The 11,994-nt window shown below is 65.3% G+C and carries 9 protein-coding genes and 2 pseudogenes; 4 read left to right on the top strand and 7 right to left on the bottom strand.

Annotated elements, in window-relative coordinates:
- Positions 1-81: 81 nt before the first annotated feature.
- A pseudogene (locus tag AAHS21_RS14820) lies at positions 82-326 on the top strand (integrase core domain-containing protein); the annotation flags it as partial.
- 61 nt (positions 327-387) lie between these two features.
- Here AAHS21_RS14820 and AAHS21_RS14825 read toward each other — a convergent pair.
- From AAHS21_RS14825 to AAHS21_RS14845, 5 genes and pseudogenes are all read right to left on the bottom strand, one after another.
- Positions 388-1,034: pseudogene (locus tag AAHS21_RS14825) on the bottom strand (transposase); the annotation flags it as partial.
- Positions 1,035-1,457: 423 nt separating this feature from the next.
- Entirely contained in the window at positions 1,458-2,483 is a 1,026-nt protein-coding gene (locus AAHS21_RS14830) for a 2Fe-2S iron-sulfur cluster-binding protein (protein WP_342928375.1), read from the bottom strand.
- Positions 2,484-2,493: 10 nt separating this feature from the next.
- Complete coding sequence (locus AAHS21_RS14835) at positions 2,494-2,826, bottom strand: MmoB/DmpM family protein (RefSeq protein ID WP_342928376.1); 333 nt, start codon at positions 2,824-2,826, stop codon at positions 2,494-2,496.
- Positions 2,823-3,878, bottom strand: a complete 1,056-nt coding sequence (locus tag AAHS21_RS14840; RefSeq protein WP_342928377.1) for an aromatic/alkene monooxygenase hydroxylase subunit beta — start codon at positions 3,876-3,878, stop codon at positions 2,823-2,825. The genes AAHS21_RS14835 and AAHS21_RS14840 overlap by 4 nt, the downstream gene beginning before the upstream one ends.
- Complete coding sequence (locus tag AAHS21_RS14845) at positions 3,875-5,428, bottom strand: aromatic/alkene/methane monooxygenase hydroxylase/oxygenase subunit alpha (protein ID WP_342928378.1); 1,554 nt, start codon at positions 5,426-5,428, stop codon at positions 3,875-3,877. Before AAHS21_RS14845 ends, AAHS21_RS14840 begins: the two co-directional genes overlap by 4 nt.
- A gap of 107 nt (positions 5,429-5,535) precedes the next feature.
- On the opposite strand from AAHS21_RS14845, the gene AAHS21_RS14850 reads away from it, so the two are divergent.
- The 3 genes from AAHS21_RS14850 (at position 5,536) to AAHS21_RS14860 (ending at position 9,535) form a co-directional block, all read left to right on the top strand.
- Positions 5,536-7,437, top strand: a complete 1,902-nt coding sequence (locus AAHS21_RS14850) for a helix-turn-helix domain-containing protein (RefSeq protein WP_342928379.1) — start codon at positions 5,536-5,538, stop codon at positions 7,435-7,437.
- Positions 7,438-7,783: 346 nt separating this feature from the next.
- Positions 7,784-8,950, top strand: a complete 1,167-nt coding sequence (locus tag AAHS21_RS14855; protein ID WP_342928514.1) for an acyl-CoA dehydrogenase family protein — start codon at positions 7,784-7,786, stop codon at positions 8,948-8,950.
- Positions 8,951-9,031: 81 nt separating this feature from the next.
- Positions 9,032-9,535, top strand: coding sequence for an SRPBCC domain-containing protein (locus AAHS21_RS14860; RefSeq protein ID WP_342928380.1), 504 nt, complete (start codon positions 9,032-9,034; stop codon positions 9,533-9,535).
- Positions 9,536-9,624: 89 nt separating this feature from the next.
- Here AAHS21_RS14860 and AAHS21_RS14865 read toward each other — a convergent pair whose 3' ends face one another.
- A complete protein-coding gene (locus tag AAHS21_RS14865) occupies positions 9,625-11,373 on the bottom strand; it encodes a biotin carboxylase N-terminal domain-containing protein (protein ID WP_342928381.1) in 1,749 nt (582 codons plus the stop codon).
- A gap of 76 nt (positions 11,374-11,449) precedes the next feature.
- Positions 11,450-11,950, bottom strand: a complete 501-nt coding sequence (locus AAHS21_RS14870) for a MaoC family dehydratase (RefSeq protein ID WP_342928515.1) — start codon at positions 11,948-11,950, stop codon at positions 11,450-11,452.
- Positions 11,951-11,994 lie beyond the last annotated feature (44 nt).

An 11,994-nucleotide genomic window follows, 5' to 3' on the forward strand; every position in this document is an offset into this window, starting at 1 on the left:
GCACACGGTGCCCAGCCATCACCGGCATCGTCAGTGACGAACACCGCCTCCGTGGTCGTCATACACAGGGACGGTCAACAGCGGCTCATCGACGAGGGTGTGGATCCCTCGGTCGGCTCGGTCGGCGACTGGACAATGCGCTGACCGAGACCGCCGTCGGGTCGTTCAAGAACGAACTCATCCGCCGGCAAGGCCCGTGGCGCGCCGTCAACCAGGCCGAACTCGCGACCGCGGAATGGGTGGTGTGGTTCAACACTGAACGTCCGCATGAGTACCTCGACGACTTCACCCCCGAAGCCGTCGAGACGCTCCACTACGATCACTGACACACCCCGCTGAAGGCGGGGTGATTCAACGAAAGCAGTCTCCGGCTCACCGGGACGGGTCATCGCGTTCCCCGGCGCAGGTGACCCCGATGGCCACGTAAATGGGCCGATTGGTGGCCTGGCCGATGCGGACCTTAACGAAGATCGCGTCGATGAACACCACGGAATACACCGACTCCAGTGGCCGGTTGCACCATTCGGTCATCTCCTCGATCACCTTGTCGGTGATCGAGGAGATGGTGTCCTTGGAGGAGATGGTGTCCTTGGAGACCGTGGCACCGTAGACGTCGTCGAAGTGCGCTGCGATTTCCCCGGTGGTCAAGCCCTTGGCCGTCAGTGACAGAACGATCTCATCGACGCCGGTCAGCCGGCGCTGACGCTTCTTGACGATCACCGGATCGAAGCTGGCATTGGTGTCGCGGGGCACCTCGATCTCGACCGGACCGATCTCGGTGAACACCGTCTTTGATCGGGTCCCATTGCGGAATTGCCTGATCCCCGGACCGCCGGATCGTGTTTGTCGTAGCCCAGGTGCTCGCTCATCTCCGCATCCAGAGCGGTCTCGAGCACGTTCTTGGTCAGCTGATTGAGCAGGCCGTTGGGGACCACCAACTCCACACCTTGTTCCTTGGCCTGGGCGAGCAGCTGCTCGGCAAGCTCCTTGTGATCCACATCGATCGCCACGGATTCGAGTGTTTCGGATATCATCAGTCCTTCCCGCCAAGCTCACGCCCGGCGTGTCAGACCAAGTCCAGATCCACCGTTATTCCGATAGTCCCTCGATCCGAATGAGTACCCAGCGGTCGTCATCCCGAGAGACGGTCAACACCTGCGGGGAAACGCTTGTTGGACCGATTATCTGGCCCCGGAATTCCCGACGAGAATCTGGGAGAGCTGACAGCAAAGTACGTCAGTGCCGTCTAGTCGGTTGGTATGTCTACGCAATGGGGTGTGGTGGGTAACCCGTTGAAACGGTCGGCGATCCATCCCAGTGCGCGTTCGCCATCGACGAAGTAGGGCAGCAGGTGGTTGATCGGGGATCTGACGAAAATCCTATGCTGCCTGGTCTCTGATCGTGAGGTGCGAAGGCTCAGAACGTGATCCACCGGGATTTGGGAACGCCTGTTTGGTTTATACGTGGTCTTCCACTGCGGGAAAGAACTTGTCGCTGAAGATCGTTTCTTCCGGTGTGCCCTTGGCTTCGAGCAATGCGATGACGGCGTCGCACATCTCGGGCTTGCCACACACGTAGGCGTCATAAGGAGCACCGTCGCCAATCCGACGTTGGACGTGGGCGGTGACTCGCGAGGGTTCGCCAAGCCAGCCGCATTCCGGTGTGGGTTTGGACAGCACCGGGCAGTACGTCAGGTCGAGCACCCCGCGAAGCTCCTCCATACGGCTCTCGCAGGGAAGCTCGGCAGCGGTGCGGGCCCCGTAGAAGAAAGTGAACTTGCGCTCGTCTCCGCAATGGGCCGCGTACTCGAGGATCGATAGGATTGGCGAGATGCCGGAGCCCGTCGCTACCAGCAGTACGGGGCGGTTGCCCTCCCGGAGATAGCCGTCGCCGAATGGACCCCGGACCCGCATCCGAACGCCGACCCCGAGCAGGTCCAGCTGCTCCGAGAATGCACCACCGTCGATCACCTTGATGACGAACTCCAACTCCTGTGCAGAGCTGGGCGCGGAAGCCAGGGAGTAGGACCGCCACTGATCTGCCGCGCCCGGCACCGCGATCTCCACGAACTGGCCCGCGTAGAAGACGACCGGTTGTTCGGTGCGGATGTGAAGCCGACGCAGCGACGGTGTCAGTCGGTCGATTCCGGTGACTTGCCCGTCAAACTCCCCCGGCGTGATCAGCGGCCGTTGCCGCTGATCGAATACGCGGTCGTCCTGGATCTGCACGTCATCGAGGGCAGTCGCGCAGCACAGCAGCACCCAGCCGTCGTCCCGTTCCGCGTTGGACAGCGAGTACGGCGAGGCGTTGCCGTAGTCCACCTCGCCGTCCGTCACCAGGTACTTGCAGCTAGAACAGTTCCCATGCCGACATCCGTACTTCAGCGAGACCCCGCTGCGCAGCGCGGCGTCCAGAATCGACTCACCCGGCTTTATCGAGAACTCTCTGCCACCGGGTTCGACCCGGGCTGAGTACACGGCCACCACCCCGTCGTTAGCTCGCGGCAGCGGGCACGGGTTTGTTGAGTTCCAGCATCTCCGAGGTGACCCGGAAGCTGTTGTCGTCCGTCTCCGCCCGGCCGACGAAGGTTGACATCACCACCAGCCATTGGCCGATGGTGATGTCCTTGCCGCCCAACTCCTGCGACACGCGGGCCATGTCGACGCGGATCTCGCTCGGGTGCTCCAAGTACCAGTAGGGCCCCTGGTCGACGACCTTGACGTCGGGCTGGTCGACCGCGAGCACGTCGATGGTGGCGTCGGCCTCCTCGCTCTTCATCAGCACCACTGCCACCTTGCCGTCAGCGGCTTTGATCGGCGTGCTCATGCGGCTGCCCCCACTTTCAGATCGAGCCCCGCAACCAGGTCCTGCTGGCGCTGCTGAGCGACTACGAATACCTCGTCGAACCGCGCGACTTGCAACGGCGGCACGTCGTAGATGTCGGCCATGGCCTTCGCTGCCTCTTGAACCCTGGGAGTCCAGGAATCCAGCCAGGTGCTTATGGTCGCCGCGTTCTTCTGACATTCCGGGACGGTCGGGTCGATGACCATGCGGACGAACTCCTGGGTCCAGGCCATGTTGCGACGCCGGTCCCGTTCCGTGGTGCCTACCAGGTGGGGTGTCACCGGGTCGCCGTGGAAGGGGCCGAACCGTCGCACCAGCTGGCTGACCGCCAGCTCGGTGAGGATCGGATCGAACACTAAGTTCGTCACGATGGCCAGCTCACCCCAGTCGTTGCCCGCCACGAGTTCCTCGACGAGCCGACGAGTCGGCTGATACCGCTGGTCCTCCAGCCAGACCGCCTTCGCGCCGTCGTCGGCGAAGCCGTCGATGTGGTCTTCGAGCTCGAGCAGATGCAGCACGATGTCCTGTGCGTGCCGCATCCGGTCGAACGCCTCGAAGCAGAAAACGTTGCCGAGCGTGTCCGACAGCGCCTCGCGTTGTGCCACGGCGAACGCCCGGAACAACCCGTACTCCGCGTACGCCCAGGCCCGGTAGTGCCGACCAAGGATCTCACGGGTCCACACCGGATCGATTTCGTTGAACACCCCATCGGCCGCCGCGTCCTCTGCCGAGCGCGCAATCGCGCGCTCCTGCTCGGCCTGCATGCGCACATAGGTGCGTTGCCAGTGCGATGCGGGGTCCCGGAACCCGAACCAGTTCGGATGGACCAGCGCGGTCGATTCCCGGATCCAGGGCGTTCGCCCGTTGACGTCGCGCAACAGCCAGCCCTGTTTGTCGAACACGTCCACATCGGGCTGGGCGAAGCAGGTGACCGCCTCGTACTCGGAGAGCCTGCGGCGGCGAGACGGGATATATGTGAAGTCACGGGTCGGCTTGCCGGCACACTCGACGGCGCCGGGCAGCGGCGCGGTCACGCGCCCGCTCCGTTCCCCGAAGCGTTGGCGGCGGCGAGTTGTGCAGTGATCGCCGGCATCGGATCCTTGATCTCCATACCCCAGGCGCGGATGTCGTCGACGGTCCACATCCGCTCGGTTTCCAGCGACGGCTGCGCGATCAGGGTCTTGCCGTCGGACCGCAACAGACCGTTCTCCACCAGGTGATCGGCGAGGCCCACCCCGTGGTGGTGCTGCCAGAAGGTCTTGCTCTGCGCGTAACGGATAGGCTCCTGGAAGAACAGCGTCTCGCACATCGGCCCGCAGAACGGCAGCGTACGCCCGCCATATTCACCGAACCGCACTTCGCTGTTGTCGAGCCGCGGGAATATGCATGGCATCTGACACACCTGGCACAGTGGCGGCAGCGCCTCGAACGCCGCCATCGGGTTGACACCGTCCTCGGCCTTGGTGATTTGGCGGAAGTTCTCCCAGAAAGCACCGTAGTGCGCGTACCACCCGGGGTATTTGTTCTCGAACCACTCGAAGTCCGACTCCGTCAACGGATCCCACCGCCAGAAATGCAGCGGCCAGGACGCGGCTGCCAGCATCGCTGCGGTGTGGTGCTTCCAGCGCATCTGCTCCTGCGCGACGTGGAAGCATTCCGGCACGCTAAGGCCGTAGGGCTCCATCTTGGAAATGTATGAGCCAATCCAGTCCTCCGCGATCCACTCAGTCCACTTCTCCAGATAGGAGTGCCCGCGCTCCTTCTGGAAGTAGTCGTACACGGCCCCCAGGAAGGGGTCCAGGAAGGAGTGCTGGCGCCAGAACGCGCGCTCGAAATCAGTCTGCAGGTACTTGAGGTTGTCCTCGTTGGAGACCACGGCCGCCAGCGTCGAGTAGCCGTTGGCCATGTGCCGGGCCTCGTCGGACTGGACGCTCAGAAAAACACTCGGAGTGACGTTGTCGCCATTGGCCGCCGCGACCTCGGTGAGCGTGACGAAAATCGGGTTGGTGTACGCGGTCTCGGCGACCACCTGGAGGTTGAGCGAGCCCTCGACCGGGTCACCGACGAAGAACGCTTCCAGGGCCGCCCGCCCGGCCACCCCGAACAGGTTGTTCGCGCGAGCCTTCATCCCGATGTGGAAGCCCTCCGGGTCGGCCGCGTGCTTGGCGAAGTACCGGTTGAGGTACAGCTCCTGGTTGACGTGTCGGACCTCGTCGATCATCTGCGCCATGTAGCCCTGCCGCAGTTCGGCATTCTCCACGGTATCGACCAGCTGCCCGCAGCATTTCATCGCCGCGTACTCACCGAAGTTCACCACAGGCAGCGCGATCTTGAGGATCTCCATCCAGCGCGGCTGGGCCTTGCCGGCAGAGTTGGACCTAGCCAGGGCGTCCTCCATCGCACCGTACTGGCGGTCGTCCTTCTCCTGCTCCATCGACACATAATCGCGGATGAGGTGGCGGAAGGGGTCCTTGGTCTTGCGAGGTATGACGTATTTGGTCGGATAGCGGTCGGGCTTCTCGGCATATGAATGCTCCCAGTCGAAGTCCTTGACCCGCTCGTGCGCCTTGATCAAGTTACGCATCGATGCTTCCCTCCATTGGTGATAACAATCACCCCAATAATCCGTGGTGATAGAGATCACCCTACGGTTGGCGACCGGCCGCCGCATCGGCGGAACGTACGATAATCATGTCTGGATTGGTGCATATGCATGAAATTTGGCTGCAGCCCAGCCATCGTGCGGTCCTCGAGCGGGCGGATAGGGTTGCCTCTCGGGCCGCCGATTTGATCGAGGCCGCTGTCGGGTGTCCGGTCTTGGTCCTGCACAGCGGGATGATCGAACAAGCGCAGATCGAGCTCGAACTGCAGGAAAGAGATCACGCGGACACGCCGGGTGGCGGGTCGGTCGAGTTCCTGCATCGAGGAGCCGGCCAGGCCGGACTCCGTGCCGCCGCCATTCGGATCGGTGACCACGGCACCGGCACACCGCACGTGTTGGTGGTTCATGCGCAGGCTTCCGACGGCGCACTCACCGCTGACACGGACGAGTGTTCGCGGGTCATCGACCTGTTCGCGGGCTCCGTCTCGGTGACGTGCTTGTTCGCGGGACCCCACGCCGCTGGTGCCGGGTTTCCCGCGCTGCTGCAGCACACCGTCCTGTGGATCGATGGAACCGAGGTCGATACCCGGTCGCCGGAGGGTCGCCTCGTGCTGCTGGACCACTTGCTTGACCAGCTCGACAACCCGGCCCAGGTACGCCATCTCGCGATGTCGCGCACCATCTCGACATCCAGCGGTGGCGCGGTCGAGCGACTGGTCGCCCGCCGGCTGCGCACGCTGTCCCAGGACGCGGAGTCCACTCCTCGGCCGTCGGCTTCCAGTGCCCCGAACTGCGTCGCGGTGTGTGGGGCGCTCGCCGGGTCCGATGGCCTTCTTGCCGAGATGCTGGCCGTCGCATCGGCGCACGGCGCCGACGAATGCCTGGTGGAGGACGCCGATTTCGTTCCGGTCATCTGGCACCCACCTGACCTGCCCCCCACTTCGCTCTCCGAGTTGGTCACCCCTGGGCGGCTGCGGCGACTGGCCGAGCAACTGAAACCGGGCGTCCCCGAACTGGTTCGGCTGGGGACGCCGGCAGCTGGACACCGGATCGTCGCACGGCTTGGCTCCGAGAAACCGCTGGGCTACCTTTCGGCAGCAGCACGCGGGCCGAACACGGATTCAGCCATCGAATGGGTCCGCCACCTTGCGCCGGCGGCCGCCGCCGAAATTGCCCACCGCGCCGCATGGCCGAGACTGAGCTCGGAGGCCCGCCGGCAAATGGTAAGCCTGCTGGCCAAGGGCGCCTTCGGTCGGCATTCGGCCAAGCTGGCGATCGAGCACCTCGTGGGGTCACGTGGAGCAAGAGTGGCTGCTCTGGACCAGCTCAGAGCAGCCGATGCCGTGCCGGCCACGACCGCGCGACCCGACGACCGTGGCGATTCCGAGGGCGCGCTTGGCAGGATGCTCGACTCGTTGGGCCTCCCGCACGGCGAGCACATGGGCCTGGTGGTCGCGTTGGTCGACGCCGACGATAGCTCCACGGATCGACTGAAGGGCGCCATGCAGCAACGCGCCGTCGCCGTGGGGCTTGGGTCGGCTGTGCGCGACCCCATGGAGCTGGCCTCCTCCGCGCGGCAGGCGGTCTATGCATGTCAACTCGCGGTAAGCACGCGCCAACGGTTCCTGGACTTCGCCGCTATCGGTGTACACCGTCTGCTCCTTCCCGGTGCCCAAGCGGGCGACCCCGAGTTCGAGGCGCCGATTCGACGATTGGAGCAAGCGGCGGCGACACTGCGCTTCGACGGCTGGCAGACCCTTGCCAGTTACCTGAACACCGGCGGGAACCTCCGCCGAGCGGCCCACGATCTGGTCGTGCACGCGAACACGCTGCGCTATCGGTTGGACCGGATTGCCGAGGTCATGGATGTCGATCTCACCGACCCCGAACAGTGCTTCCGCCTGCAGTTGGCGATCAGGCTGCGCGCCGGTCGACGCTCGCTCGCGGAGTCAGGCCTGTGGGATGACGCATCTCGCCACGGGCCGGAATAGAGGGCCGGAGTATGAGGTCTCTCCTATGACACCAACCTCCCACGAGAACCCCCACAAGGTGCTCCCGGGGCGCGGTGGTTTGCGCGCCGCGTGGCCATTAACCATCAGGCTGCTTAGTTGTATAATGATTGTCCTGAAAGTGGACTGGCTGCCCCACTGCGAGCCGGGGAATTCTTATGGTTGCACGTATACCGCGCTGCGAGGTCTCGAAGGCAATGATGGCTGACAAAGCAGCAGGAGACCGAGTACCGGGATGGGTTTGTCCCGCTTGCTCGGGTAGGAGTTGTGTCCAGGCAGGTTCTGTCCGTCTCCGGAGGCCACGCGACCATCGGCTGAGGAGGTAGAGATCGACTTCGCCCCCAACCCGGACCACGAGGCGCTGCGCAAGGGCGTGCGCCAGGTGACCGCCCAATTCGACGAAGAGTACTGGGCCACCTGCGACCGGGACCACCGCTTCCCGGACGCGTTCTACCAGTCATTGGCCGAAGGCGGTTGGCTCGGCATCGCGATCCCCGAAGAGTATGGGGGCGGCGGGCAGGGCATCACCGAAGCGTCGTTGTTACTCCAGGAGATTGCGGAGTCGGGCGCCGCCATGAACGGGTGCAGCGCCATCCACCTGACGATCTTCGGGATGAACCCCGTGGTCAAGCACGGCTCCCCCGAGCTGCGCAAGCAGCTGCTGCCGAAGGTCGCATCCGGTGAGCTGCACGTGTCTTTCGGGGTGACCGAGCCCGACGCGGGCACCGACACCAGTCGGATCACGACCCGCGCTCGCCGTGACGGCGACCACTACGTCGTCAACGGCCGGAAGGTGTGGATCACCAAGGCCCAGCAGGCCGACTATCTGCTGCTACTCACCCGCACGACGCCCCGCGAGGAGTGCGCCCGCCCGATCGACGGGCTGACACTGTTTCTGGCACCGCTGGACCGGTCGGCCGTGGAGATCCGAGAGATCCCGAAGATGGGCCGCAACGCCGTCAATTCCAACGCGCTGTTCATCGACAACCTGCGCATCCCGGCCGATCACCGAATCGGCGAGGAGGGCAAGGGGTTTCACCACCTGCTCGACGGGCTCAATCCGGAGCGCATCCTGATCGCGCACGAGGCGATCGGAATCGGGCGAGCGTCGATCCGACGTGCCGTGGACTACGCCAACCAGCGGGTGGTGTTCGATCGTCCGATCGGCAAGAACCAGGGCATCGCGTTCCCGCTGGCGGAGGCCACTATGCGACTGGATGCAGCCGAGCAGGTGGCTAACAGGGCAGCGTGGTTGTATGACCACGGCCAGCCGTGTGCCCGCGAGGCCAACAGCGCCAAGTTCCTGGCCGCCGACGCGGGGTTCTTCGCTGCCGACCGCGCGGTTCAGACGCACGGCGGGTTCGGCTTTGCCAGCGAGTACCACGTGGAGCGGTATTTCCGCGAGGCGCGCCTGATGAAGATCGCGCCGGTTTCCCAGGAGATGGTGCTCAACTACATCGCCGAGCACGTGCTCGGCCTGCCGAGGTCGTATTGAGCGGCAGACTATCGGCAATCCGTAAGGCGCAGAAGACCACCCGCACCGGCCAGGCGCCGGCTGAGCGAACGGAGTAACGACGTGACCGCACACACGAGCCCGCCACCGGATTCGGGGACCGGCGGAACCGAGGCGATGTTGGATAAGTCGCTGCGCTATGCAATGTCCGCACCGAAGCTCTACGAGCTGCTGGTGTCCGAAGACGCGGCAGCGCACTGGATGGGTGCCGAGGTGACCATCGAGCCGGCCGTCGGCGGCGAGATCCGGGTGAGTATGTCCGGGTGGCCGGAGATCGTCGGCGAGTTCCTCGAAGTGCTCGAGCCGCAGCGGCTCGTGGTGCGCTGGCAAGCCGCCGATTGGGGGCGACCGCTGCTGGGCACCATCGAGACCCATGCCGACGGGCCACACGGCAGTCGGCTCTCCGTGCGCGAGTCGGGCTTCGGCTCCGACGATGACCTGCTGCGGCGACGGGACTGGCTATGGTCGCACTGGCTGGTCCGGCTGGCGGCTTCGGGCGCCCAGCTGAGCTCTGTCGAGGCGACGCCGAAGGCCGTCACCGAACCGCCGGGTCGATACCACCACTGAACCGACCGCCGTCGCAAATCTCGTCATCGTCAGGTGCGCGATCGGACGAACGGGGTCTGCACCCGAAGTCAGCGGGGGCAGGGCTCTGATCAGGAATTCACGATCTTGCAGATCATGGTGCCGGCGGCGACGGTCATGCCGACCGATGCGGCCGTGGACATCACGATGCCTGTTCGGCGGGCGAGCACTTGGTTCTCCATCTTCATCGCCTCGACCACCGCGATCAAATCCCCCTTGTCGACGGATTGTCCGTCTTCGACCGCGATCCGGACCACGGTTCCATTCATGGGCGCGGTGACGACGTCACCGGCGACCTCTTCGTCGTCGGCGTGCCGAAGCTGCCCCGATTCGCGGCGAATCGCGACAGCCCTGTCCCCCAGGGTTGCCAGGCCGGGAATGTGCACCGACATCAGTTGGCGCCCAACGCGGACGTTGAGGTGGTCACCGGCCGGTTCGGCGCCGCCCACGATCTGATCGAGGTGTTGCTCGATCCAGCGGTTGTGCACCTCGAACGTCACTTCGCCGGCGAAGGCGGGATGGTCGAGGATCTGACGGTAAACCGGGACCGGCGTGCGCACTCCCTCGATCCGTGTTTCGGCGAGGGCCCGGCGGGCTCTGCCGAGGGCCTGGGCGCGGTCGCGCCCGGTCACGATGAGTTTGGCGAACATCGAGTCGAATCGGCCGTCGAGCGTGTCGCCCTCGATAACGCCGGAGTCGACCCGCACACCCGGTCCGGTCGGCAGCTGAAAACGGGTGAGTGTGCCCGGCGAAGGCAGGAAACCTGTGGCGGGGTCCTCGGCGGTGAGGCGGAACTCGATGCTGTGGGCGCGCGCCGGCGGTGCGCCGGTTGCGAGCGCGGCCCCCCCTGCGATGCGGAATTGCTCGGCCACCAGGTCGATTCCGGTGCTCTCCTCGGTGACCGCGTGTTCGACCTGTAGCCGGGTATTGACCTCGAGGAAGGACAGCGTGCCGTCCGCGCCGAGCAGATACTCGACGGTGCCGGCGCCGACGTAGCCCGCGGCACGACAGATTCGCTGTGATGAGCTGCGCAGGGCCTGCTCCTGATCGGGGGTGAGGAAGGGTGCGGGGGCCTCCTCGATGAGCTTCTGGTTGCGGCGCTGCAGGGAGCAGTCCCGCAATCCGACAACGAGCACGGTTCCGTGAAGATCGGCGAGCACTTGCGCCTCGACGTGGCGGGCGCGGTCGACAAACCGCTCGACGAAGCAATCGCCGCGGCCAGATAGAGCAGCTGCCTCGCGGGTGGCCGCTGCGAAGGCCTCGGGGACGTCGGCGTCGTCCCGCACGACCTTGAGTCCACGGCCGCCGCCTCCGAAGGCCGCCTTGATCACGAGTGGGAATCCGTAGCGCCGAGCAAAGTCCACGACTTCCGCGGCGTCGCGAACAGGTGTCGTGGTCCCCTCGGCCAGCGGGGCACCAACGTCGCTCGCGATCTTGCGGGCGGCGACTTTGTCGCCCAGCCGGCGAATCGTGTCGGGCGGTGGGCCGATCCAGACCAGCCCTGCATCGAGTACGGCCTGGGCGAAATCGGCGTCCTCGGATAGGAAGCCGTACCCCGGGTGGACGCAGTCGGCACCAGCCGCGAGGGCAGCGCCGACCAGCGCGTCGCGATCGAGGTAGGTCGACGCCAAATCGGCGCCGCCCAAAGCGAGGGCCCCGTCGGCTTCCCGCACATGCAGGGCGTCACGGTCGGGTTCCCCGTACACGGCGACGCTGCGCAGTCCGGCGTCGCGCGCCGCGTGGATGACCCGAACGGCAATTTCGCCGCGGTTGGCGATGAGAACGGTTGTTAGCGGTTCGGGGGGTTCGTCGGTCAGCACCGGACGTCTCCTGTTCGACGGGCGATCGCGGCGAGGTGACCACATCGGAGGCGGTCGACCGCGCCTTCGGGGCGGATCAACTGGTTTTGGTGCGGCTCCCGTTCTGCACGCCTTTGTCTCGAGGGCCACCCGGTCGCCGGTGCATGAGTCCGGTCCGCCGGGCCCGGCAGACCAACTCGTCGCGCTGGTTGTACGCACGGTGCTCGAACACGACGAGGCCGGCGTCGGGCCGCGATCTCGATGGCCGGGCCGCCACGACCTCGGTTTCGACGCGCACGGTGTCGCCGGGGAACACCGGCTTCGGAAAGCTGACGTCGTCAAGCCCGAGCTGGGCGACGATTGTGCCCAGGGTCAGCTCGGGAACCGACAGCCCGACCACCAGCGCGACGGTGAACATGCTGTTGACCAGGGGACGGCCGAACTCGGTCGAGGCTGCGTAGTCCGCATCCAGGTGCAGTGGCGCGGGGTTCATCGTCATCGTCGTGAAGAGCACGTTGTCGGTTTCGGTGACCGTGCGCCGGGTTGCGTGCCGGACCACGGTCCCCACCTCGAGCTCTTCGAACCAGCGGCCGGACACCGCGCGCTCATCAGTTCCTGTCATCGATCCCTACCTTTCGGACA

Source organism: Mycobacterium sp. 050272 (genome assembly GCF_039023525.1).
In the GTDB taxonomy this organism is placed as follows: Bacteria; Actinomycetota; Actinomycetes; order Mycobacteriales; family Mycobacteriaceae; genus Mycobacterium.

Excerpts from the sequence above, each read along its gene's own strand:
- AAHS21_RS14835 (WP_342928376.1), bottom strand. The coding sequence starts at position 2,826 with ATGAGCACGCCGATCAAAGCCGCTGACGGCAAGGTGGCAGTGGTGCTG.
- AAHS21_RS14845 (WP_342928378.1), bottom strand. The coding sequence starts at position 5,428 with ATGCGTAACTTGATCAAGGCGCACGAGCGGGTCAAGGACTTCGACTGG.
- AAHS21_RS14850 (WP_342928379.1), top strand. The coding sequence starts at position 5,536 with ATGTCTGGATTGGTGCATATGCATGAAATTTGGCTGCAGCCCAGCCAT.